24 protein-coding genes are annotated in these 22,545 nt (G+C 63.0%); 2 read left to right on the top strand and 22 right to left on the bottom strand.

What is annotated here, in order from left to right:
• Window positions 1-95: 95 nt before the first annotated feature.
• Entirely contained in the window at window positions 96-1,145 is a 1,050-nt protein-coding gene (locus tag RHEC894_RS00900) for an ABC transporter substrate-binding protein (RefSeq protein WP_085735575.1), read from the bottom strand.
• Window positions 1,146-1,670: 525 nt separating this feature from the next.
• Between RHEC894_RS00900 and RHEC894_RS00905 the strand changes: the two genes are divergently transcribed.
• A complete protein-coding gene (locus tag RHEC894_RS00905; protein WP_245339490.1) occupies window positions 1,671-2,585 on the top strand; it encodes a LysR substrate-binding domain-containing protein in 915 nt (304 codons plus the stop codon).
• Window positions 2,586-2,632: 47 nt separating this feature from the next.
• Here RHEC894_RS00905 and RHEC894_RS00910 read toward each other — a convergent pair whose 3' ends face one another.
• The 15 genes from RHEC894_RS00910 to phnG all read right to left on the bottom strand — a co-directional run bounded on the left by RHEC894_RS00910 (window position 2,633) and on the right by phnG (window position 15,356).
• Window positions 2,633-3,136 carry a GrpB family protein gene (locus RHEC894_RS00910; RefSeq protein ID WP_085735578.1) on the bottom strand — a complete coding sequence of 168 codons (504 nt, stop codon included), beginning with the start codon at window positions 3,134-3,136 and terminating at the stop codon, window positions 2,633-2,635.
• A 20-nt stretch (window positions 3,137-3,156) separates the two neighbouring features.
• Complete coding sequence (phnN, locus tag RHEC894_RS00915) at window positions 3,157-3,750, bottom strand: phosphonate metabolism protein/1,5-bisphosphokinase (PRPP-forming) PhnN (protein ID WP_085735579.1); 594 nt, start codon at window positions 3,748-3,750, stop codon at window positions 3,157-3,159.
• The gene (locus RHEC894_RS00920) at window positions 3,747-4,886 is read right to left on the bottom strand and encodes an alpha-D-ribose 1-methylphosphonate 5-triphosphate diphosphatase (protein ID WP_085735580.1); all 1,140 of its coding nucleotides are present in this window, start codon (window positions 4,884-4,886) and stop codon (window positions 3,747-3,749) included. The genes phnN and RHEC894_RS00920 overlap by 4 nt, the downstream gene beginning before the upstream one ends.
• A gap of 13 nt (window positions 4,887-4,899) precedes the next feature.
• Window positions 4,900-5,595 carry a DUF1045 domain-containing protein gene (locus tag RHEC894_RS00925; protein WP_085735581.1) on the bottom strand — a complete coding sequence of 232 codons (696 nt, stop codon included), beginning with the start codon at window positions 5,593-5,595 and terminating at the stop codon, window positions 4,900-4,902.
• A gap of 143 nt (window positions 5,596-5,738) precedes the next feature.
• On the bottom strand, window positions 5,739-7,082 hold the full coding sequence (gene phnE / locus RHEC894_RS00930; protein ID WP_085735582.1) for a phosphonate ABC transporter, permease protein PhnE: 1,344 nt from the start codon (window positions 7,080-7,082) through the stop codon (window positions 5,739-5,741).
• A gap of 7 nt (window positions 7,083-7,089) precedes the next feature.
• A complete protein-coding gene (phnE, locus tag RHEC894_RS00935; protein WP_085735583.1) occupies window positions 7,090-8,049 on the bottom strand; it encodes a phosphonate ABC transporter, permease protein PhnE in 960 nt (319 codons plus the stop codon).
• Between the two features lie 64 nt (window positions 8,050-8,113).
• Window positions 8,114-9,019 (bottom strand): phosphonate ABC transporter substrate-binding protein, encoded by a 906-nt coding sequence (gene phnD / locus RHEC894_RS00940; RefSeq protein WP_085735584.1) that lies wholly within the window; start codon window positions 9,017-9,019, stop codon window positions 8,114-8,116.
• Between the two features lie 84 nt (window positions 9,020-9,103).
• The gene (gene phnC / locus RHEC894_RS00945) at window positions 9,104-9,949 is read right to left on the bottom strand and encodes a phosphonate ABC transporter ATP-binding protein (protein ID WP_206427910.1); all 846 of its coding nucleotides are present in this window, start codon (window positions 9,947-9,949) and stop codon (window positions 9,104-9,106) included.
• 117 nt (window positions 9,950-10,066) lie between these two features.
• Window positions 10,067-10,684: a DapH/DapD/GlmU-related protein gene (locus RHEC894_RS00950; RefSeq protein WP_010067922.1), complete on the bottom strand. Its 618-nt coding sequence runs from the start codon at window positions 10,682-10,684 to the stop codon at window positions 10,067-10,069.
• Complete coding sequence (gene phnL / locus RHEC894_RS00955; protein WP_085735586.1) at window positions 10,681-11,388, bottom strand: phosphonate C-P lyase system protein PhnL; 708 nt, start codon at window positions 11,386-11,388, stop codon at window positions 10,681-10,683. The genes RHEC894_RS00950 and phnL overlap by 4 nt, the downstream gene beginning before the upstream one ends.
• A gap of 127 nt (window positions 11,389-11,515) precedes the next feature.
• Window positions 11,516-12,292 (bottom strand): phosphonate C-P lyase system protein PhnK, encoded by a 777-nt coding sequence (gene phnK, locus RHEC894_RS00960; protein WP_085735588.1) that lies wholly within the window; start codon window positions 12,290-12,292, stop codon window positions 11,516-11,518.
• Window positions 12,289-13,164 carry an alpha-D-ribose 1-methylphosphonate 5-phosphate C-P-lyase PhnJ gene (locus RHEC894_RS00965; protein WP_085735590.1) on the bottom strand — a complete coding sequence of 292 codons (876 nt, stop codon included), beginning with the start codon at window positions 13,162-13,164 and terminating at the stop codon, window positions 12,289-12,291. The genes phnK and RHEC894_RS00965 overlap by 4 nt, the downstream gene beginning before the upstream one ends.
• Complete coding sequence (locus RHEC894_RS00970; protein ID WP_085735591.1) at window positions 13,161-14,267, bottom strand: carbon-phosphorus lyase complex subunit PhnI; 1,107 nt, start codon at window positions 14,265-14,267, stop codon at window positions 13,161-13,163. The genes RHEC894_RS00965 and RHEC894_RS00970 overlap by 4 nt, the downstream gene beginning before the upstream one ends.
• A 4-nt stretch (window positions 14,268-14,271) precedes the next feature.
• Window positions 14,272-14,880: a phosphonate C-P lyase system protein PhnH gene (gene phnH, locus RHEC894_RS00975; RefSeq protein ID WP_085735593.1), complete on the bottom strand. Its 609-nt coding sequence runs from the start codon at window positions 14,878-14,880 to the stop codon at window positions 14,272-14,274.
• The gene (phnG, locus tag RHEC894_RS00980; protein ID WP_085735595.1) at window positions 14,880-15,356 is read right to left on the bottom strand and encodes a phosphonate C-P lyase system protein PhnG; all 477 of its coding nucleotides are present in this window, start codon (window positions 15,354-15,356) and stop codon (window positions 14,880-14,882) included. The genes phnH and phnG overlap by 1 nt, the downstream gene beginning before the upstream one ends.
• A 118-nt stretch (window positions 15,357-15,474) precedes the next feature.
• Between phnG and phnF the strand changes: the two genes are divergently transcribed.
• Window positions 15,475-16,212: a phosphonate metabolism transcriptional regulator PhnF gene (gene phnF, locus RHEC894_RS00985; protein ID WP_085735596.1), complete on the top strand. Its 738-nt coding sequence runs from the start codon at window positions 15,475-15,477 to the stop codon at window positions 16,210-16,212.
• A gap of 165 nt (window positions 16,213-16,377) precedes the next feature.
• On the opposite strand, the gene RHEC894_RS00990 is transcribed toward phnF, so the two are convergent.
• The 6 genes from RHEC894_RS00990 to mepA form a co-directional block, all read right to left on the bottom strand.
• Window positions 16,378-17,013, bottom strand: a complete 636-nt coding sequence (locus tag RHEC894_RS00990; RefSeq protein WP_085735598.1) for a 2,3-bisphosphoglycerate-dependent phosphoglycerate mutase — start codon at window positions 17,011-17,013, stop codon at window positions 16,378-16,380.
• A gap of 21 nt (window positions 17,014-17,034) precedes the next feature.
• Complete coding sequence (dapB, locus tag RHEC894_RS00995; protein ID WP_085735600.1) at window positions 17,035-17,859, bottom strand: 4-hydroxy-tetrahydrodipicolinate reductase; 825 nt, start codon at window positions 17,857-17,859, stop codon at window positions 17,035-17,037.
• Between the two features lie 19 nt (window positions 17,860-17,878).
• Complete coding sequence (locus RHEC894_RS01000; RefSeq protein ID WP_085735601.1) at window positions 17,879-19,666, bottom strand: ABC transporter ATP-binding protein; 1,788 nt, start codon at window positions 19,664-19,666, stop codon at window positions 17,879-17,881.
• 152 nt (window positions 19,667-19,818) lie between these two features.
• Window positions 19,819-20,844 (bottom strand): glucokinase, encoded by a 1,026-nt coding sequence (locus RHEC894_RS01005; protein WP_010069588.1) that lies wholly within the window; start codon window positions 20,842-20,844, stop codon window positions 19,819-19,821.
• A 17-nt stretch (window positions 20,845-20,861) separates the two neighbouring features.
• Window positions 20,862-21,242 carry a methylglyoxal synthase gene (locus RHEC894_RS01010; protein WP_003571120.1) on the bottom strand — a complete coding sequence of 127 codons (381 nt, stop codon included), beginning with the start codon at window positions 21,240-21,242 and terminating at the stop codon, window positions 20,862-20,864.
• An 85-nt stretch (window positions 21,243-21,327) separates the two neighbouring features.
• Window positions 21,328-22,422: a penicillin-insensitive murein endopeptidase gene (gene mepA, locus RHEC894_RS01015; RefSeq protein ID WP_010069589.1), complete on the bottom strand. Its 1,095-nt coding sequence runs from the start codon at window positions 22,420-22,422 to the stop codon at window positions 21,328-21,330.
• Window positions 22,423-22,545: the final 123 nt, after the last annotated feature.

Here is a 22,545-nt window from a genome sequence, read left to right on the forward strand (position 1 = left end):
GGATTATCGGTGCTCAAGGAGACGAAGTGACGAGGATGTGCGGAAGCCCCCATGGATCCTCGGCACGAGCGATCCGTGGGGGCGATATTGTGCCGCTACTGTGCCAACCAGGCGTCGAACCTTTTGGTCAGCGCTTCCGAATTGTCGATCCAGAAGTCCGTATCGAGGCTGACGGCGCCCTGCATGTTGGCCGGGGTCGTCGGCAGGTCCGCCAACTGGTCGGGCGGCAGGGTCTTGCCGGCTTCTGTGTTCGTAAGACCGTAGGCTATATATTGCGGCAGTTTTGCCTGATTTTCAGACTTGCTGGCGAAGGCGACGAAGTCAAAGGCCGCATCCTTGTTTTCGGCACCCTTGAGGACGACCCAGCTGTCCACGGCGTAGATGCTGCCCGGCCAGACAACCTTGAACTTCCTGCCTTCCGAGCGGTTGATGCCGGTGATGCGGCCGTTATAGGCGCTGGTCATGGCAACCTCGCCGGAAGCAAGCAGTTGCAGCGGCTGGGCGCCCGAGGTCCACCAGACCAGGCTCGGCTTCAAGGCGTCAAGCTTGGCAAAGGCGCGGTCGACGCCTGCCGGTGTCGCCAGGACCTCGTAAACCTGGTCGGCCGGCACGCCATCGGCCATCAGCGCGGATTCGAGCGTGTATTTCGGCCCCTTGCGCAGCGCACGCTTGCCCGGAAATTTCTTCACGTCCCAGAAATCGGCCCAGGATTCGGGGCCTTTGGCAATCTTTGCGCCGTCATAGGCGATCGCTGTCGACCAAACGATGGAGCCGACACCGCAATCGCTGACGGCGGATGGAAGGAATGCATCCTTGCCGCCGAGCTTGCTCCAGTCCACCTTTTCAAAAAGACCGTCGGCACAGCCGAGCGCAAGCTCGTCCGCCTCGACTTCCACGGCATCCCAGGAAGGATTGCCGGCTTTGACCTTCGCCTGAAGTACACCGATGCCGCCATCCCAGGCCTCATCGAGCAAGGGCTTGCCGGTGCCTTCGGAAAAGGGTTGGAAAAAAATCTTTCGTTGAGCATCCTGAAAGTTCCCACCCCAGGAAGCTATGGTGAGGTCCCTGGCCACGCTCGGCCCCGCAGCAACTGCCAATGACAGCAGTCCCAGCGCTGCAATTGTAGACCTGTTCTTGAGTTTCATTCGCTTCCCCTGTTTGTTGAGCGTCTGCCAGACGCCTGGTTGACAGCCACGATCTTCTGGATCGTTGGCGATCTCGTCGGCCGCGCCAGTGGGATAAGCAAAGCCCGGCTGCAGCAGGCTTGCCGTGTGTCATCTCCAAGAGGCGGACGGTTTTGCTACGGACAATGCTGGCGGATGTCCCAAGGGGCGGAAAGGCGTTTTTTGTTGCCCTCGGTGGAGACGTGGATGCACCGCTCCCGATCGACCTCTCCGGCCAGGCATTGCTCACGCCCCCCCGGATTCGACGGGACTCGCCGGTGAAAAGGGGTCGATACCGCAATTGTCAATTGACCGGTAAGTGGTGCATCATATGCACCACCGTGCACCACTCTTCGTTACACCGAAGGTCCGAAGCCTATGTAATATGGGAGGCGTAGACGGCATTCCGACTTCGGTTCGGTCGAACCACTTTCCTTGTGAGGGACAGGATTGCGCAGAGGGAAATCGCTGGCAGATGAACCGGAAGGGGTTCAGAAACGCGGACGTTTGCCACCATTATCCATGGTGCGCGCTTTCGAGGCGGTCAGCCGGCTGGGCTCGATGCGCAGAGCCGCGGATGATCTCAATCTCAGCCACACCGTCATATCCCGTCACGTCCGCAACCTCGAAGCCTGGCTTGGCACGCGGCTTGTCGATGCCGGACCGCGCGGCATCAGGCTGACGGCGGAAGGCCGGGTTTTTGCCGAGACCGTCGGAACCGCTTTCGACCTCATTGCCAAGTCGACGGCGGAATTGCGCCCAGCGGTCAACCGCACCGTCTTGCGCATCTGGTGCGTGCCGGGCCTCGCAACGCGTTGGCTGACGCCGCGCTTCAATCAGCTCCAGCTTGCCTTGCCCGGAATCGATTTCGTGATGCGCGCAACCGATCTCGAACCGGATTTCACGCGTTATGAGGCCGATGTGGACATCCGCTACTCCGACGAGCCAAGAGGAAATGTCCGCTGGATCTTGCTGGAGAGGCCCCGCATGTTTCCGGTTACAAGCCCCGAATGGATCAGCAGGAATGCGCCGATACGCACCCTCGACGATCTGGTGCGCCAGCCGTTGATCCACGAGGAAAGCCGCGACCAGTGGCGGCAATGGTTTCACAAGGCCGGCTTCGAGCATGAAGTCGTTTTGAATGGTCCACGCCTCTGGTCGGCCAATCTGACGGTCGACGCGGCGGTCGCGGGCCAAGGAATAGCGCTTGCTACGCGTTTGATCGCTGCGGATGACCTGCGCGCTGGGCGGCTGGTCGAATTGCTTGAAACGGATGTTCGGCTCGGCGGCTATTATTTCGTCGGATCGCGAGAACGCTGGAATGAAGTGACCTTGGCGCGGTTCCGCGCATGGATGCAACAGTCAATCGCTGAAACTATTGGTGGTCATTCCTCAGATGAAACCAGCAAGCCGGGGCGATAGCAGAGGGTTGGACACGCTTTCCCGGTTTGAAAAGGGCGCGCAGCCGCTCACGCCCCGGATATGGCCAATCGCACGGTCTCGCTGACGAACCCGGTCTTTCCGTTGGTGTAGAAATCAAAATCGCCGCCTGCCTCCACAGCCAGGCAGCGTTTCAGCTCGGCATAGTCCCGGGCTCTTTCCGGGTGATCCCGGAGATAGTCGCGGAACAGGATGCGCTCGCGGTGCGCGCGATTGTCGGGTCCGCAGAGATAGAGCTTGAATCCGTAACCCTGGTGATCCCGGGTGAAGGCCCAGCGTTTCTCTCCCCGATCGCCGTGGAAGACGAAACCGGCAGCGCGCATCGCATCGATCGCCGTCGGCAGAACGTCGTCGGAGATCGTGACGATATCGAGGTCGATCTTCGGCTTGGCGGCCAGGCCGGGCACCGATGTACTGCCGATATGGTCGATGGAAAGCACGAGATTGCCGAGCAGGATGGAGATCTCGGCGCTGATTTCGGCAAAGAGCCGCGGCCAGGACGGGTTGTAGTCGACCACTTTGACGGCGCGCATGCCCTTCCTCGCGATTGTCGTCAGTGCACCTGGGCGAGCAGCCCGTCGAGGATCGCGATCATCTTCTGCTCGGCCTCTTCGAGCGACCCGCTATTGTCGAGTTCCGTCACGTCGTAGTCGCCGCGCACCGTCAGCGGGCCGCGGGCAAGCCGTGCCATGATGTCCTCATGCGTTTCACGTCCGCGCGCTTCCAGCCGGCCGGCCAGCACTTCGGGGCGAGCGGTGACGTTGATGACTTTCAGCCGCGGGAAGGCGGCCTGGAAGCGGTGAAGGGCGGAGCGCGAGCCATTGGCGACGACGACATGACCCTTGGAAAGGGCGACGGAGACTTCGGCCGGAATGCCGTATTTCAAGCCGTGCGCTTCCCACCAGACAGCGAAGGAGCCGGACTGCTCCATGGCCGCAAAACCTTGGAGCGAGACCGAAAGATGATTTTCGCCACCGGCATCGCGGTGGCGGGTAATGACGCGGCGGATGAAATGCACATTGTCACGTCCGGAAAAACGCTTGGCCGCGAGGTTCATCAGCGTGTCCTTGCCGGCGCCGCTCGGTCCGACGACGACGACCATGATTCCGCGCTCGGCGCCGGCTCCCGGGTGAGGTTCATGCGTCATGCGACACGGCGTCCCTGGCGCCAGACGGAGCGTGTCACCGGCACGCCATGCGAACGGTGGACGCGGACGAGATCGGCGCGCAGCCCGGTGGCGATCCGGCCGCGATCGTCGAGGCTGACGGTGCGGGCGGGCGTCGACGTCACCATGGCGATCGCCTTCGGCAGGGTAATGCTCTCGACCTCGTCGGCAAGGATGAAGGGCGCATGCAGCAGGCTGAGCGGCACGTAATCGGAGGACAGCACGTCGAGCACGCCCATCTCGGCGAGGTCGCGGGCGGCGATATTGCCGGAATGGGACTTGCCGCGCACGATGTTCGGCGCGCCCATCAGCACGCTCATGCCATGTTCGTGCGAGGCGCGGGCGGCATCGAAGCTGGTCGGGAATTCGGCAAGCCGCACGCCGTTGTCGATCGCCTCGTCGACATGGGAGAGCGTCGCGTCGTCATGGCTTGCCACGGTAATGCCGCGCTCGGCGCAGACCTTGGCGATAGCGTTGCGATGCGGCGTCGAATTGCGCGCCGATTCCGCCTGGCGCTTGGCGACGAAACGGGCGAAGACCTCGTCGCTCAGGCCCCGCTTCTTCTGGTAGTAGAAGATATATTGATCCATCGTCTGGAACTGCCGCTGGCCGGGCGCATGATCCATCAGCGAGACGAGCCGGACATGCCGGTCGTGTTCGAAATCGGCGAAATGTTCGAGCACATTGTCGGCCGAGACCTCGCAGCGCAGATGCAGCAGGTGCTCGGCGCGCAGCCGGCCTTCCTTCTCGGCCGATTGGATTGCGTCGGCCATGTCGCGCATCTCGCCATGCTCGAAGCCGCCGTCCTCGTCCGCGCCCATGCGCAGGCAGTCGAATACCGTGGTGATGCCCGAGGTGACGATCTGGGCGTCATGGGCCTGAACTGCGGCGATCTTGTCCCAGCGAATGCCGGGACGCGGCTGGTAATGGCCTTCGAGATGATCGGTGTGCAGTTCGACGAGGCCGGGAATGATATAGTCGCCTTCGAAATCTTCGCCGGCCACCGAATTGCCCTCGGAGATATCGGCAATCTTTCCGTCGCGAATGAGGATCGAGCCTGCGAGGATATCATCCTCGAGAACGATGCGGGCGTTGGAAAACACGGTCTCTTTGCTCATCTCGTCAGGTCTTTCAGCTTTTGGCGCCGGAAAGCGGCAGCCAGGAATGAACTTTGAACGGGGCGCCGCGCGTCTCCTCGGTGAAGACGGCAAGGCCGGAAATCGCAAGCGGCCGGCCGATGAAATCGGCAAAACGCTCGGTCAGGATAGCTTTCATCACCTCGGCGCGTGTCTCGGGCACCTGGCCGGTGAGCGTCATGTGGAAGCCGAAATCCTCCATCACATAAGGATAACCCCAGCGCTGCAGATTAGAGCGCTGGCTGTCGCTGAGCTTCTCCGGGTTGCGCCGCGCCACGTCGGCCGGAGAAAGCGCTGCGCGGAACGGTTCGAATGACTTTACCACCTTCGCGGCGAAATCCTGAAGAGGTTGATGAAGAGAACCGGGAACGAGAGCAAAAAAACGGCCGAGCTGGCCGAGCACCAGCTCAGGGATCTCGAAGGCGTGCGTGCGCGCGGCAAACTCCTCGACGACGGTCATGAGATCCTTTTCGGTGACGGAGGCGGCGAGCGAAAACGGCGCCTTGATCGTCGCGTGAAAGCCGTAGCGGCGCGGGTCGGCGGTCAGCTCGAACTGCTCTGCCGCACCGAGGGTCTCATGCTCCGGCGCCGGATAGGTTTCGCCGGCAAAGGCATCGCGGCCGAGCCAGAGCGAGGCCGCGCCGGTCAGGGGATCATCCTTCGGCGGCGAGAAATAGAGAGCGTAGCGCAAGGCTTTTATCCTGGGGATCGTCGAAACGGGGGAGCGCAATGTGCAGTGATTTGGCGGCGAACCGCAAGCAGGTTCCCGGCTAAAAGATTTCCGTGACAGAATGATGATGACGGCAGCGCTGCCACCGTTTTGGACCGGTTGGGTCAGTGCGCCTTCGTGCCCATCAGCCGGTGGCGCAGCGCGTTCGAGGCGGCGTCGAAGAGGAAGACGACGATCAGGATCAGGATGACCATATAGGCGACGTTTTCCCAGTTGGCGTTGGTGCGCATCGCCTCCCAGAGTTTGAGGCCGATGCCGCCCGCGCCGACGGCGCCGATGATGGTCGCGCCGCGCACGTTCGATTCCCATTGGTAGAGGGTCTGACTGACGATGACGGGAACGATCTGCGGCATAATGCCGTAACGATGGACGAGCACGGTCTGAGCGCCGGTCGATTGGATGCCTTCCCGCGGCTTGTTGTCGATATTCTCGAGGCCCTCGGAATAGAGCTTGCCGAGCGTGCCGGTCTCGGTGAGGAAGATTGCGCCGGAACCGGCGAGCGGGCCGGGGCCGAAGGCGCGCGTCAGGAACAGCGCCCAGATCAGCATGTCGACCGAGCGCAGGAAATCGAAGAAGCGTTTCAGGATCTGATTGAGCAGGCGGTTCGGCGTGATGTTGCGCGCCGCCATGAAGGCGAGCGGAAAGGCGGCGAGCGAGCCGAGCAAAGTTCCGAGAAACGCCATGACGATCGTCTGGAAAAGCTTGGTCCAGACATCGCCGTGCTGCCATTCGCTGTTGTTCCAGATATCGTCGAAGGCGAGCGACAGGTTGGACTGGTCGGGCTTAATGCGCGGGCCGGAGATGATGAGGCCAATGACTTCGCCGGCGGGCTTGTCGAAGAAGGAGGATTGTGTGTCGAAGATGAAATTCGCCCAGCCGATGAAACGCTTGCGGATTTTCACCCGGTCGACGGAAATGCTGACATTCCCGGCAAAACCGAGATCGGCAAGCACATTGTCGTCATAAACCGTCATCCAGCCAGGCACCGGCCCGATCACCTTCGGCGCACCGCTCGAAACCTCGACCGGCACGCTGACACCATGGGCGGTGACGATTGTCTTGTTCTTCGAGACGGTGACCGTGCGGCTGGTACCGCTGATCGAAACGGTGATGCTGCCATCGGGGTTGTTGACCAGCCAGTCGGGATGGGGATTGTCGCCGAGCGGCGAGAAGCGCGGGTAACGCACTTCGATCGAGCCGTCGTCCTCGATGCGGAATTCCGGCTGAACGTCGTAGCTTACCCATTGGCTGAGATAGATGCCGACGCGCTCCCAATGCGCTTCGGCAAAGAGCTTCGGCAGATCGAAGAACCAGACGGCATAGAGGCTGTAGAGCAGCGTCGCGATGAGGATCATCAGCCCGCCGAAACGCTGGCGGAACGACCGGTGGAAATAGTCCGGATAGCGCGCTTCTATCTCGTTCATCCGGTTTGCGTCGATCACCGTCATGGCAGCCTCAATGTTGCAGAAGGAAGGCCTGCTCGCCGACGAGGCGGCGGCGCAGCCATGCGGAGAACTGGTCTACGGCAACGATCGTCACGAACAGCAGCAGAACGAGCGCCATCGTCTTGGCGCCGAAGCCGCGCGAGATCGAAAGCTTCAGCTCCTCGCCGATACCGCCGCCGCCCACAGCGCCGATGATCGTCGAGGCGCGCACGTTGATCTCGAGCCGCAGCAGCGCATAGGAGGTGAAATTCGGCAGCACCTGCGGCAGGGCGGCGAAACGCACCCGCTCCCACCAGTTGGCGCCGACGGCTTTCATGCCCTCATGCGGCTTCATGTCGATATTCTCGGCGACCTCGTAGAAGAGTTTGCCGAGCGCGCCGATCGTATGCAGGGTGATGGCGATGATCGCGGCGACCGGCCCGATCGACAGGATCGCCGAAAACAGGCCGGCGATGACGATCTCGGGAAAGGCGCGCAGGAATTCCATCAGGCGCTTGGTGAAGACGCGCAGCGGCCATGAACGCGTCAGGTTGCGGGCGGCAAAGAAGCTCAACGGAACGGCAAAGACGAAGGCGACGATCGTCGAGATCAGCGCCACGTTGATCGTGACGATCATCAGCTCGAAATATTCGGGAATGTAGAAGGCGCCCCAGACGTAGACGCGGCCCTTATCGAAATTGAATTCCTCGCCGCCTTTGTCGTTGACGCTCGCGATGTCGAACAGCGCGCGCCAGACGTCGTTCCAATCCTTGGGGATGAGCCAGCTGAGGAAATCGAAGAGATGCGGCAGACGGTCGAAGAAATGGCCGGCATTGCTTTCGTCGGCGAAGCGGACGGAACTCACGAAAGCCGCAATGAGGATAACCAGGCCAAGCACAGTGTAGAAGCGGCGCTTGGCGACCATCCGGCCCCAGGCGGTGCCGATCTCCTCGGTGCTCTGCATGTGCGGCTGTGTATCGGCAATAGTCATGGATGCCCGCCCGGTTACAAAGAAAGGGCGGCCGTTTCCGGCCGCCCCGCATTCGAAAGGCCGATCAGCCGCCGATGGCAGCTTTGCGGACTTCGACAACAGTGTTGTAGAACTCGTGCTTGACGGGGGCATAGCCCTTGTAATCACCGCCTTCGACGGCTGCGAAGCACTTGTGATCCTTTTCCGGCAACGCCGTGAAGAAGGCTGCGAGCTTCGTCTGCCATTCTTCGCCAAGCGCGTTGCGAACGACGAGCGGGCCGTTCGGGATCAGCGGCGAACGCCAGACTTCAACCAGCTTGTTCGGATCGACGGCGCCCTTGTCGACTTCCTTGCGGAAGGTGCCGGAGGTGTAGCCGTCCTTGAAATCACCGATGCCAGAGGAGTCGTCGACGGCAACGTCGACCTTGCCGTCGTAAGCGGCGAGAAGGTTGTTCTCATGGCCGCCATTGAACTGCGTGGAAGCGAAGAACTTGTCGTTCGGCATGCCCGTATCCTTCGGGATCTGCGTCAGCGGAACGAGATAGCCCGAGGTGGAATCCGGATCGGCATAGCCGAGCTTCTTGCCCTTGGCGTCCTTGATGGTCTTGATGCCGGAGGACTTCAGGGCAAGGCCGATCGAGTGGTAGCCGGTCGAACCGTCCTTCTGCTGCGTCGTCAGGATCGGCGTGACAGCCTTCGGATCCTTGATGTAGACGGCTGCGTAGCCGGAAGCGCCGAGTTCGGCGAAGTCGAGCGTGCCGCCGAGCAGGCCCTGGATAACGCCGTCATAGTCGGCGGCCGGGAACAGCGAGACCTTCTCGAAGCCGAATTCCTGCTTCAGATGGTCGGCAAGGCAGGCATAGTTGCGCAGGCGGTCGGTTTCGTTCTCGCCGCCGAGGATGCCGATGCGGAATTCCTTGAGGTCTGCAGCATGGGCGCCGCCGGCGAGCGCGAAGAGCGCCGTTGCCGCAAAGAGTGCTTTTTTCAACATATGTCTCTCCTATTGACCGGTGTCCCCGGTCTCCCGTTACGAAGAAGTGTGCCCTTGACGCGGGCGCTCGATCGCGGCCGCCTCTCAGAGGCCGGCCAGCGCCAGCGGTTGGATGCCGGCGGATTGATTGTCAGCCCGCTCGGGAGCGACAGTGATGGAGGTCGAGGTCATCGTTTCGTCGATGCCGGCGCCATCCTTGTCCGTCCCGTAAATCGCCTTCACCGCTTCGGCGGTCAGCTCCGACGGCTTGCCGTCGAAGACGACGCGGCCACGGGCCATGCCGACGATGCGCTCACAATAGTTGCGGGCAGTATCGAGCGTGTGGAGGTTGGTGATGACGGTGATGCCCTCGCGTTCGTTGATATCGCGCAGCGCATCCATGACGATCTTGGCGTTCAACGGATCGAGCGAGGCGATCGGCTCGTCGGCTAGCACCATCTTCGGCTTCTGCATCAGGGCGCGGGCGATCGCCACGCGCTGCTGCTGGCCACCGGAAAGCGTGCCGGCCGGCTGCAGCGCCGTCTGCTCGATGCCGAGGCGCTCCAGGGCTGCGATGGCATGCACGCGCTCCTCGCGGGTGAAGATGTTGAGCAGGCTCATCAGCGTCGAGCGGTGATTGAGGCGGCCGAGCATGACATTGGTCAACACGTCGAGGCGCGGCACCAGGTTGAACTGCTGGAAGATCATCGCGCAGTCGCGCTGCCAGTTGCGCAACGCCCGGCCGCGAAGCCTGGAGACTTCGACGCCGGCGAAATGAATGGAACCGGAACTCGGTTCCTGCAGGCGGTTGATCATGCGCAGCAGCGTCGACTTGCCGGCGCCGGAGCGGCCGATGATGCCGACCATCTGGCCCTGGGGGATATCGAGCGTGACGGTATCGACGGCGAGCTTGTTTCCGAAACGACGTGTGACATCTTTCAGCTCGAACATCATGCTGGTCCCTTGCACTTCAGGCCTTGGTCAGCACCGCATTAGTCCCGCTTGATGAACCTCGAATGTCACATTTATGTAAGTCGTGTCACATTTCCCCGCGCCTATATCTGGGGTTTAACCGTCGTAGCGCGCCAGAAAATCTTCCGCGCTCAGGTTGCGGAAATCCTGAAGCGCCAGGCGCAGACGATCATGCTCCCAGTCCCACCAGGCAAGCCTGTCCATCCGCTCGCCGACCGCTTTCGGAAAGCGCTCGCGGATCAGCTTGGCCGGCACGCCGCCGACGATCGTATAGGGTGCGACGTCCTTTGATACGACCGCGCCGGCGCCGATGACGGCGCCGTTGCCGACGCTGACGCCGGGCAGGATGGTCGCCCCATGGCCGATCCAGACGTCGTGGCCGATCGTCACGCGGTTGGCCCGCCGCCAGGCGAAGAAATCCGTGTCCATGTCCGCGTCCGGCCAGTAATTGGCGGCGCGATAGGTGAAATGATGCAGTGTCGCCCGCCAGGTCGGATGGTTGGTGGCGTTGATGCGTACAGCGGCGGCGATATTGACGAACTTGCCGATGGTCGCGCACCAGACGGCGCCGTCCTGCATAATGTAGGAATAGTCGCCGAACTCGGCCTCGCTGATGCGGCAGCGCTCGGAGACCTCTGTATAACGCCCGAAGGTAGAGTCGCTGACGTCAGCCGTTTCGTGGATAGAGGGCTCGGTGCCCAGCTTGCGGCTCATGCGGCGATCTTTCCAGGCGAGAACTGCTGGACATCGAGGATGCGATCGGCAACGGCTTCCCGCACTTCCTCATCATGGAAAATGCCGAGGAGAGCCACACCCGCCTTCTTCTTTTCCGCGATCATGCCGACGACCACGGCGCGGTTTTTTGCATCGAGCGAAGCTGTGGGTTCGTCGAGAAGCAGGATCCTATGTTCGGTGATAAAGCCGCGCGCGATATTGACGCGTTGCTGCTCGCCACCGGAAAAGGTGGCAGGCGGAAGCTGCCAGAGCGTCTCCGGCAGGTTGAGCTTGGCGAGCAGGGCACCCGCCTTTTCCCGTGCCTTGACGGCTTCCTCGCCGCGCGCCGTGAGCGGTTCGGCAACCACGTCGATCGCCGCCACGCGCGGCACGGTGCGCAGGAACTGACTGACATAGCCGAGCGTATGGCGCCGCACATTGAGCACGGTGCGCGGATCGGCGGAGGCCAGATCGACGATGCGCCCGTCGTGGCGGATCAGGATCTGGCCGCTGTCGACGGCATAATTGCCGTAGATCATTTTGAGCAGCGAACTCTTGCCGATGCCCGAGGGGCCGCCGAGCACGACGCATTCGCCTGCTGCGACCGAAAAAGCGACGTCGGAGACGACGGGCAATCTGATGCCGTCGCGCAGGTGCATGGTGAAGCTCTTCGAGACTTCGGAAACGACGAGGGGCGTTGGCATGATGTCTTCTTTCCTGGTTTCTAGAGCAATTCCAGGAAAAGTGCCAAGCGGTTTTCCGTCCGGAATTGCGTAAATACAAAAGGTTAGAGCGGTTCTGCGCTTCCGTGAAAAGCGGAACCGCTCTAGCTCAGACCTGGAGGATCGAGGAGACGAGCAACTGCGTGTAGGGTTCTCTGGGATCGTCGAGCACCCGGTCGGTCAGCCCGTGTTCGATGACATAGCCGTCCTTCATCACCATCATCCGGTGGGAGAGCAGGCGGGCGACGGCAAGATCGTGGGTGACGATGATGGCCGAGAGGCCGAGATCGTTGACGAGGCCGCGCACGAGATCGAGCAGGCGGGCCTGCACCGAAACGTCGAGGCCGCCTGTCGGTTCGTCCATGAAGACCAGGCGCGGGCCGGTGACGAGATTGCGGGCGATCTGCAATCGCTGGCGCATGCCGCCGGAAAAGGCGCGCGGCTGGTCGTCGATGCGGTCGGCATCGATCTCGACGCGTTCCAGCCAGTCGATGGCGGTGGAGCGGATATTGCCGTAATGCCGGTCACCGATCGCCATCAGCCGCTCGCCGACATTGGCGCCGGCCGAGACCGCCATGCGCAGGCCGTCGGCCGGATTCTGGTGCACGAAGCCCCAGTCGGTCCGCATCAGGAAGCGGCGTTCGGCCTCGTTCATATGGTAGAGGTCGCGGTAGCTGCCGTCGCGCATGTGGTATTCGACACTGCCGGTCGTCGGCATCAGCCGGGTGGAAATGCAGTTGAGCAGCGTCGTCTTGCCCGACCCGGATTCGCCGACGATGGCGAGAACTTCACCGGGCCAAAGCTCGAAGGAGACGTTCCGGCAGCCGATGCGATTGCCGTAGAACTTCGAGAGGTCATGGACTTTGAGAAGCGGTATGTCGGTCATTCTGCAGCCTCCCGGGCCAGCATCTCGCCGGCATGTCCGTGTGCGCGGCGATCTTCGCAATGATCGGTGTCGGAGCAGACGAACATGCGCCCGCCCTTGTCGTCGAGGATGACCTCATCGAGGTAGACATCACCAGCGCCGCAGAGCGCGCAAGGCCTGTCGAAGCGCTGGATCTCGAAGGGATGGTCCTCAAAATCCAGGCTGACGACGTCGGTATAGGGCGGCACGGCATAGATGCGCTTTTCGCGACCGGCGCCGAAAAGCTGCAGCGCTTCCGACCTGTGCATCTTCGGATTATCGAATTTCGGCGTTGGCGAAGGATCCATGACATAGCGCCCGTGCACTTTGACCGGATAGGCATAGGTCGTGGCGATGCGGCCGTTGCGGGCGATATCCTCGTAGAGTTTCACATGCATGAGACCGTATTCCTCGAGCGCATGCATCTTGCGCGTTTCGGTCTCGCGCGGTTCGAGGAAGCGTAGCGGCTCGGGGATCGGCACCTGGTAGACGAGCACCTGGCCGGGCCCGAGCTTCTCTTCCGGGATGCGATGGCGCGTCTGGATGATCGTCGCATCGCCGGTGCGCGTCGTCACCGCGACATTGGCGACCTTCTGGAAGAAGGCGCGGATCGAAACGGCATTGGTCGTGTCGTCGGCGCCCTGATCGATGACCTTCAGCACGTCGCCAGGCCCGATGATCGAGGCCGTCACCTGCACGCCGCCGGTGCCCCAGCCGTAAGGCATCGGCATTTCTCTGCTGGCGAAGGGCACCTGGTAGCCCGGAACGGCGATCGCCTTCAGGATGGCGCGGCGGATCATCCGCTTGGTCTGTTCGTCGAGATAGGCGAAGTTGTAGCTGGCGAGATCGCTCATTCGGCGGCTTCCTTCATGTCTTCGCCGGCATTGCGGGCGGCTTCGAATTCGCGGCGCATGCGGCGGACGAGATCGAGTTCGGCCTGGAAGTCCACATAATGCGGAAGTTTCAGGTGTTCGACGAAGCCGGTCGCCTGGACATTGTCGGAGTGCGAGATGACGAATTCCTCGTCCTGCGCCGGCGCGGTGATATCCTCGCCGAGCTCTTCGGCGCGAAGCGCGCGATCGACCAGCGACATCGCCATCGCCTTGCGCTCGCTCTGGCCGAATACCAGGCCGTAGCCGCGGGTGAATTGCGGCGGCGCCTTGGCCGACCCCTTGAACTGATTGACCATCTGGCATTCGGTGACCCGGATGACGCCGAGCGAGACGGCAAAGCCGAGCTCCGGCACGTCGAATTCCACCTCGACCTCGCCGATGCGGATTTCGCCGGTGAAGGGATGATTGCGGCCGTAACCGCGCTGGGTGGAATAACCGAGCGCCAGCAGGAAACCTTCGTCGCCGCGGGCAAGCGCCTGCAGGCGCAGATCGCGGGTCATCGGGAATTCCATCGGCTCGCGGGTAAGGTCGCCGATCTCGTGATCCTCAGGCATGTCGCCATCGGCCTCGATCAGCCCCTCCTCGCCGAGGATCTCGGAGACGCGCATGACACGGCCGGTCTCGGCCGGACGCTGGGCGGGCGCTTCGACCGCTTCATCCTCGAGCAGCGAGGGATCGAGCAGCCGGTGCGTATAGTCGAAGGTGGGCCCAAGCAGCTGGCCGCCCGGCAGGTCCTTGTAAGTCGCCGAGATGCGACGCTCGATCGTCATATCAGCCGTATCAAGCGGCTTGGAATAACCGAAGCGTGGCAGCGTCGTGCGATACGCGCGTAGCAGGAAGATCGCCTCGATCATGTCGCCGCGCGATTGGCGGACGGCAAGGGCTGCGAGCGTGCGGTCGAAAAGCGAGGCCTCGGCCATGACGCGGTCGACGGCGAGGGCAAGTTGTTCGACGATCTGCCCGATGCCGATCGCCGGCAGCGAACGGTCGCCGCGGCGTCGGTCGGCGAGCAGCCGGTGGGCATTGGCGATGGCGGCCTCGCCACCCTTGACGGCAACATACATGAGCTCAGATCTCCGTTGCTGTGATCTTGGTGGTGCGCGGCAGGCAGACGAAGCGCTTGCCCGAGGTCAGCACGATGTCGATGCCGCGCGGAAAGAGCGCGCGGTTCTCGGTCCACAGCCTGAGGAAGGTCTCCGGCAGGCCGACAGGCGCGATCTCCGCCACGGTCTGGATGCCGGGACCCGTCAGCGCCAGCCTGTGCCCATCCTCCAGTTCGGCAAGCTCAATGATCAAGGTCGTCGAACGGTCGGGATATTCCTGCGTGCCCGCCGCAAAAAGCCCGAAGGAGCAAAGCGCGGTGCCGGCCTCGGTGAAGGCAAAGCGTGCTTCGGCTTTTTCGGTGGTCAACGGCGCGCCGGTGTGGAAACCGAGCCACTCCGGTGCGGCGGATTTCGCCAGTCGCTGGGAAAGCCAGACTGATGTGTCGTGGTCGCAAAGCGTCAGCGCGATCGCGCCGGCGGCGATGCCGAGCGGTGTCGGCGGCGCAGCATCGGGCTGAACCGTCTGGATCGTCCCGGGTCGGGCCATACCATCCATCAGCATCTTGAAGACGCTTTGTGCATGGAAGACCGGCTCGGCAAAGCCGCCGGTCAGGGCTTCTGTCTTGAGACCCATCAGTTGTCTCCCCGCACCATGGTGAAGAAATCGACGCGAGTCGCCGCCGTCTCGTCGGCCTTGCGGCGCTCAGTAGCGGCGATCCGTCCGGCGATCGGCAAAAGCAGCGCCTGCTCGACGAAATCCTGTGTCGCCTCCTCCTGCCAAAGCGCGTCGAAGATCGCCGCAAGCCGGGCCTTCTCGCGGTCGGTGCCGAGCGCCTGCGCATGGCCGACCGAGCCGGAACCGAGCCGGACGGTTGCCCGCGTCACCGTCACTTCGCCGAGATTGAAGGGCGCTCCGCCGCCGCCGATGCGGCCGCGCACCATCACCAGCCCGGTCTCCGGTCCGCGCACCGGATGCGCCGCAGGCTTTTGCGGCAGGGCATCCCAGACCGCCCGGAGTTCGCTGCGTTCTGCTCGCGCCAGCAGATCGGCGGCGCGTTTGCGCCCGGATGCCGTCTGTGACGCAGCGTCTTTGCTGTCCGCTGATATCATCGCCGCTTCCCTCAAAATGTCTATTGATATAGACAATCATACAAGATACACCTACGCTTAAATCGATGTCGTGACAAGCGTATGACGTCGTGGGCGTGAAAAGACGGGTAGGGATGGCATGGCGGGATTGAAGCAGGTGCAAAGACAGACCGGCGTGGCGCTCTGGCGCCAGATCGCCGATCGGATTCGCGAGGCGATCGGCAACGGCGCCTATGACGAGACCGGAATGGTGCCGCCGGAAACCGTTCTGGCGCTGCAGTTGGGTGTCAACCGGCATACGGTGCGCAGCGCCCTGGCAGCCTTGGCGCAGGAGGGAATTGTCCGTGCGGTACAAGGTCGCGGCACGCTGATCGAGCGCAAGGAGCGGCTGAATTTCCCGATCACCCGGCGCACGCGCTTCACTTCAGGCATCGGCGACCAGGCGCGCGAGATGCGCAGCCTTCTGCTCGATGAGGCGAAGGAGGAAGCAAGCGCCAAGGTTGCCCGCTGGCTGGGCTTGAAGCAGGGAGAACAGGTGATCCGGCTGGAAACATTGCGCCAGGCAGACAGGCGGCCGGTTTCAAAGGCGACGAGCTGGTTTCCCGCAGCACGCTTCGCCGGCATCGGCGAGGCCTATCGCAAGCACGAATCGATCACCAAGGCCTTTGCCGACCTTGGCCTGCCGGACTATGTCAGGGCGACGACAGAAGTGACGGCGGCCCATGCGAACACATCAGACCTGGCCGACCTGGAGCTCACCCCCGGTGCGATCCTGCTGATCGCCAAGGCGATGAACACCGATCTTGACGGGGTGCCGGTGCAGTATTCGATCAGCCGCTTCGCAGCCGACCGGGTGCAGTTCACCATCGAGAATTAAAGCATGTCGCGCAAAAGTGTGCAGCGGTTTTGCCAGGCAAAGCGCGAAGCGCTTTTGCCGCAAACATGCGTAAAACAAAGAGCTAAAGCGCGTCGCATAAATCAAGTTTGACGCGACGCGCTTTGAGAACAGCCTTCCCCGTCGGGACAGGGAAGGCCAATGGATTCAATGTGCGCCGGACATGTCGCCAAGCACTTCCTTGGAAGCCACGGTGGAATCGGCCTTCAGTTTGTAAACCATCGGGACGCCGGTCGCGAGGTTGAGGGCGAGCACGCCTTCCTTGGTCAGCTTGTCGAGCACCATGACCAGCGAACGCAGCGAATTGCCATGTGCTGCGACCAGCACCTTCTCGCCGCGCAGCACGCGCGGCAGGATTTCGGTGAGGTAGTAGGGCCAGACGCGGGCGCCGGTGTCGCGCAGGCTTTCGCCACCCGGAGGCGGCACGTCGTAGGAGCGGCGCCAGATATGCACCTGCTCCTCGCCCCATTTGGCGCGCGCATCGTCCTTGTTGAGGCCGGAGAGATCGCCATAGTCGCGCTCGTTCAGCGCCTGGTCGCGGATCGTCGGCAGATCGGGCTGGCCGACCTTGTCGAGGATGAGCTTCAGCGTGTGCTGCGCGCGCACCAGCGCCGAGGTATAGGCGACGTCGAATTTGATTCCGTATTCGGCAAGTGCGGTGCCGCCGGCATTGGCTTCCTGGATACCGAGCTCGGTCAGATCCGGGTCCTTCCAGCCGGTGAAGAGATTCTTCAGGTTCCAGTCGCTCTGGCCGTGGCGAACGAGGACGAGGGTACCGCTCATGAATATGCCTCCGATATGTCGTTATTGGGAAGAAAGCCCGAGCACGTCGAGCATGGAATAGAGACCCGGCTTCTTGTCGCGCGCCCAAAGCGCCGCCTTGATGGCGCCGCGCGCGAAGATCGAGCGGTCTGCTGCGCTGTGCGACAGGGTGACGATTTCGCCTTCGCCGGCAAAAAGCACCGAATGTTCGCCGATGACGGAGCCGCCGCGCAGCGTCGCAAAACCGATCGTGCCGGCCTCGCGGCCGCCGGTATGGCCGTCGCGCACCCGGACTGATTTCGAGGCAAGAGAGATATTGCGGCCCTTGGCCGCCGCTTCGCCGAGCAGAAGCGCGGTGCCGGAAGGGGCGTCGACTTTGTGCTTGTGGTGCATTTCCAGGACCTCGATATCCCAATCAACAGGATCGAGCGCCTGCGCCGCCTGCTCGGTCAACACGGCGAGCAGGTTGACCCCGAGGCTCATATTGCCCGATTTGACGATGCGGGCATGGCGGGCCGCGGCGGCGATTTTCGTATCGTCGTCGACCGAGCAGCCGGTCGTGCCGACGACATGGACGATGCGGGCTTGCGCGGCGAGGCCGGAAAATTCCACGGTTGCACCTGGCGAGGTGAAGTCGAGCACGCCTTCGGCATGCAGGAAGGCCTGGAGCGGATCGTCGCCGATAATGACACCGGTCGGCCCGAGGCCGGCAATCTCGCCGGCATCCTTGCCGATGAAGGGCGAGCCGGCGCGCTCGACCGCGGCATGCAGCGTCACGCCTTCCATGGAATGAATGAGCCGGATCAGCGTCTGACCCATGCGCCCGGCTGCGCCAACCACCACCAGTTTCATCGCAGCATCGCTCATGTCAGTCTCTCGTGTCAGGTCAGTTTGAATCGGAGGCCGAAGGCCTCTGCAGGTTGTTGAGACGAGCGTAAAGACCGTCGCTGACCTTCGCAAGCGTCTCGTGATTGCCTTGCTCGACGACGCGGCCCTGCTGCATGACGACGATCTTGTCGGCGCGCACCACGGTCGAAAGCCGGTGGGCGATGACGACGACGGTGCGTCCGGTCATCGCCTCGTCGAGCGCCTTCTGAACCGCCGCCTCGGATTCGGTGTCGAGGGCAGACGTCGCCTCGTCGAGAAGCAGGATCGGCGCATTGCGCACCAGGGCGCGCGCAATCGACAGCCGCTGGCGCTGGCCGCCCGACAGCGTCACGCCGTTTTCTCCGACTGCAGTCTCGTAACCCTGCGGCTGTGCCGAGATGAAGTCATGCGCATAGGCAAGCCGGGCCGCCTCTTCCACCTCGGCGTCCGTCGCTTCCGGCCGGCCGTAGCGGATATTGTCGCGGATCGTGCCCTCGAACAGGTAGGGCTGCTGTGAGACGTAGGCGAGCTGCTGGCGCAGCGACTTCTTGGTGATGTGGGCGATGTCCTGTCCATCGATCAGGATTTCGCCTTCGCGCGGATCGTAGAAGCGCGGAATGAGGCTGATGACGGTGGATTTGCCGGCGCCCGAGGGACCGACCAGCGCCGTGGTGGCGCCGCCCTCGGCGATGAAGCTGACGCCGCTGAGCACGCTGTCATTGCCGTAGGCAAAGGAAACATTGCGGAATTCGATCCTCGCCTGCGTCACTGCCAGCGGCTTTGCGTCCGGCAGGTCACGCTGGCGCGGTTCCATGTCGAGCAGTTCGTAGATCATCCGCGCATTGACGACGGCACGCTCCATCTGCACCTGCAGGCGGGCAAGCCGGCGGGCAGGGTCATAGGCAAGCAGCAGCGCCGTGACGAAGGAGAAAAAAGCGCCTGGCGGCACATTGTAATAGATCGAGCGGTAGGCGGCATAGGCGAGCACGCTGGCGACGGCAAAGCCTGCGAAACTCTCGGTCAGCGGAGAGGTGCGTTCGGAAAGCCGGGCAATCCGGTTCGCGCGGCTTTCGGCGCCGGTGATGAGTTTGTTGACCTTGCGCTCCAGTTCGTCTTCCATCGTGAAGGCTTTGACGATGGCAATACCCTGGATCGTCTCCTGCATGGCGCCGAGGACGTGGCTGTTCAAATGCACCGCCTCGCGGGTCGCCGAGCGCAGCCGCTTGGAAACATAGCGCAGCGCATAAAGCAGCGGCGGCGCCATGATGAACACGGCGAGGCTGAGCAGCGGGTCCTGGAGGACCATCACGCCGATCAGCGAGATAAAGGTCAGGAGATCGCGCACTGTCGAGGTGATCGTCAGGTTGAGCACGTCGCGGATGCCGCTGACGTTCTGGCTCACCTGTGCGGCGATATGGGCCGAGCGCGCCTCGCTGAAGAAGCCGACCGACAGCGTCATCAGATGCGAATAGAGCCGGCGCTGGTAACGCGCGACGATATTGTTGCCGACTTTCGAAAGCGCCACCGCCTGGCCGTAGCTCGCAAAACCGCGCAGCACGAAGGCAATGAAGATCGAAAGACAGATGATCCAGACGACGTCGGCACGGCGGTTGGCGAAGGCCTCGTCGATGATCGCCCGCATGATCCAGGCGGTAAAGGCCGTCGAAAGCGCCACCACGATGAGACAGACGATCGCAAAGACATAGCCCCAGAGATGATCGCGGCCGTTTTCAGCGATGATGCGTTTCAGGATGCCGGTTACGGTATCGCTGTTGACGCCCTGCGTTCTGCTTTCCGCCGCTTCCAAAAATGAGGTTTCCTGTCTCGGACCAAGCACCGCGCGAAGGCGAGGCGCACTTTTGCCGGGGTCTATAAAGAGTTGGGACCGGTTTGGCTAGAGCGCCGCGCGTCCGGACAGGACGCGCTCAGGGACGCCCCATTTGCCGTGTGCGCCGGCGCCTAACGCCGCCAGCGGCGGCCCTCCGTCGAGACGCCGAAATTGGCGGGCATGCGTGCATAGGAGGAAAGCCCGGCGAGCGCGGCCAGGGGATGCGTCACCACATAGGTCGGGATGGTGCGAAGCAGTGCGCTGTGCGGCGCCTTGTCCTCGAAGGCTGCGCGGAATTCCGGCTTTTTCAGCGCCGGGAGAATCTTCTGCGAGATGCCGCCGGAGAGATAGACGCCGCCGCGCGCCATGAACACCATCGCCATGTCGCCCGCCACGCGGCCGAGATAGGTGGCAAACAGCGAGACGGTCTCGACGGCCGCCTTGTCGCTGCCGGCAAGCGCATGCGAGGTGATGTCGGCCGGATCCTTCATCGTCGGCTGGATGCCGTCGACGATGCAGATGGCGTTGTAGAGATTGACGAGGCCGCGCCCGCAAAGGATCTGCTCGGCCGAAACACGGCCTTCGATCGTCTCGATATGCGGGAAGAGCTGATAGTCGCGTTTGCTGCGCGGCCCGAGATCGACATGGCCGCCTTCGCCGGGAACCGGGATCCAGCTGTGCTGGGCATGCACCAGCCCGCCGACGCCGAGGCCGGTGCCCGGTCCGAGCACGACGCGGGAAGCGATCATGTCGCCGGTGGCATCGCCGATGCGTTCGCGGTTCTCATCCGAAAGGGCGGCGACTGCCAGCGCCTGCGCCTCGAAATCGTTGACGACGAGCACGTCCTCGATGCCGAGGCCCTCGATCATCGTCTTTGGCCGTACCACCCAGTCGCAATTGGTCAGTGGGATCTCGTCGTCGTTGATCGGGCCGGCGACAGCAAGGATTGCCGAGCGCGGCTGCACCGCTGTTTTGTCGAGCACGCCCTTTTGGATCGCTTCGTCGATCGTGGCAAAATCCGCCGTGCGCACGTTTGGAAACTGCTTCGGCTCGGCATAGGCATCGGTCAGGATGGAGAAGCGGGCATTGGTGCCGCCAATATCGCCGATCAGGATCGGGAAAGGCATGGGAGCGGTGCTGTTGTTCGGTTTTGGCATGGCCGGTTCCGTGCTGATCAGGCTTCGAGTGTCGGAAGAAGTTTTATAGCGGTCGCGTGGTTGAGCGCCATCGGAATATCGTAAACGATGGCGAGCCGCATCAGCGCCTTGACGTCGACATCGTGCGGCATCGGCGTCAGCGGGTCGACGAAGAAGATCAGGGCGCCGACCTCGCCGGTCGAAATCAGCGCGCCGATCTGCTGGTCGCCGCCGAGCGGCCCGCTTTTCAGCCTCGTGACGTCGAGATCCGGGGCGGCGTCGAGCACGCGCCCGCCGGTCGTGCCGGTGGCGACGATCTTCCAGCGGGAGAGAAGGTCCCGGTTGGCGCGGGCGAAGTCCGCCATGTCGTCCTTCTTCTGGTCATGCGCAATCAATGCAAGGCATTTGCCGCCGGCCATCAACCCCTCCGCCCGAGCAATTCAATCGATTTGACCGCTTCTATACCAACAGTTTGCGATTTGAAAGACAAGGCGCCGGTGCTCATTACTGGATCGCCGGCTTGTCGTTCGGAACGGGGCCGACATCGGGCAGTTCTCCATCGGTATCGGCAGCAGGTTCCGCGGCCGGAGCGGCGGTAAGCGCGCTTGCGGCGGAAGGCCCGCCCGCGGCGGAAGATCCGCCATAGGTGGCGGCCTGCATCGAGGCGACGGGCGCGGCGTCGAGCACGGCGGCGCAGGCCTTCGGCAGATCGGAGACCATCATCTCGCGCGGCGGCTTCGGCGGTTCGGCGCCGGGCTTCGGCGGCTTCGGTGCGGCCCAGGGTGCCGGCGTGAACCACCAGGCGAGCGACTTGTCGCAGCCGTCGCCTGCCGCGACCGGGGCCTGCGGCGTGCATCCGGCGGCACCGGGCGGGCACTTGATGCGAATATGGAAATGCGAGTCATGGCCGTATTCCGGCCGGAGCTTGCCGAGATTGGTGCGGTCGCCTCTCCAGGTGTCGCACATCTTCTTCTTGATCGCCGGATTGACGAAGATGCGCTCGACTTCGGGATAGCTCGCCGCCAGCATCAGGAGCCGCGCCCGCGAGTCCGTCCAGACCTTGGGGTCGACTGTCAGGAACTTGTCCTTCTGCAGCATGGTGGTGAAGGGCAGGTCCTCGCGCTCCTGGGCGCTCATGCGCCGCGCCGGCATCGGCGTGAACCAGACATCGGCATCGAGGCCGATCTGGTGCGAGGCGTGGCCATTGAACATCGGCCCGCCGCGCGGCTGGGCGATATCGCCGACGAGGAGGCCCGGCCAGCCGGCATATTTGGCTCCATCCTGCGAAAGCCGCTCGAGCAGCGCGATCATGGCCGGATTGCCCCAGCGGCGATTGCGCGAAAGCCGCATCGCCTCCCAGGTCGGCCCGTCGGTCGGCAGCGCCACTGCCCCGGTCATGCAGCCCTTTGCGTAAAAGCCGATCGGCTGCGCCGGTCCTTGCGTCGGCAGGCTGACGGCGCCGAACTGCCCCTTGGCACTGCCGGGGCTCGGCGTCTTCTGCTCGGCGCCGACATCGCCGACGGCAAGGCTTGCGCCGATTACGCCGGCAAGCGTCAGTTTGCCGAATGTCCTGAAAGCCTGAGCGAAGCCGAAAGCCATACTGTTTCCTTGAAGCGCTGCCGAAGTGATTTGCGTGCGAATCTACCGTGAAAAGCGATTTTGGTGAATCGATGTTTTGGCTGGCGGGGACAGGCCGCCGCGGTGACGGATCGCCGCAGCGTG

Origin of the sequence: Rhizobium sp. CIAT894 (assembly GCF_000172795.2) — a bacterium.
GTDB lineage: Bacteria > Pseudomonadota > Alphaproteobacteria > Rhizobiales > Rhizobiaceae > Rhizobium.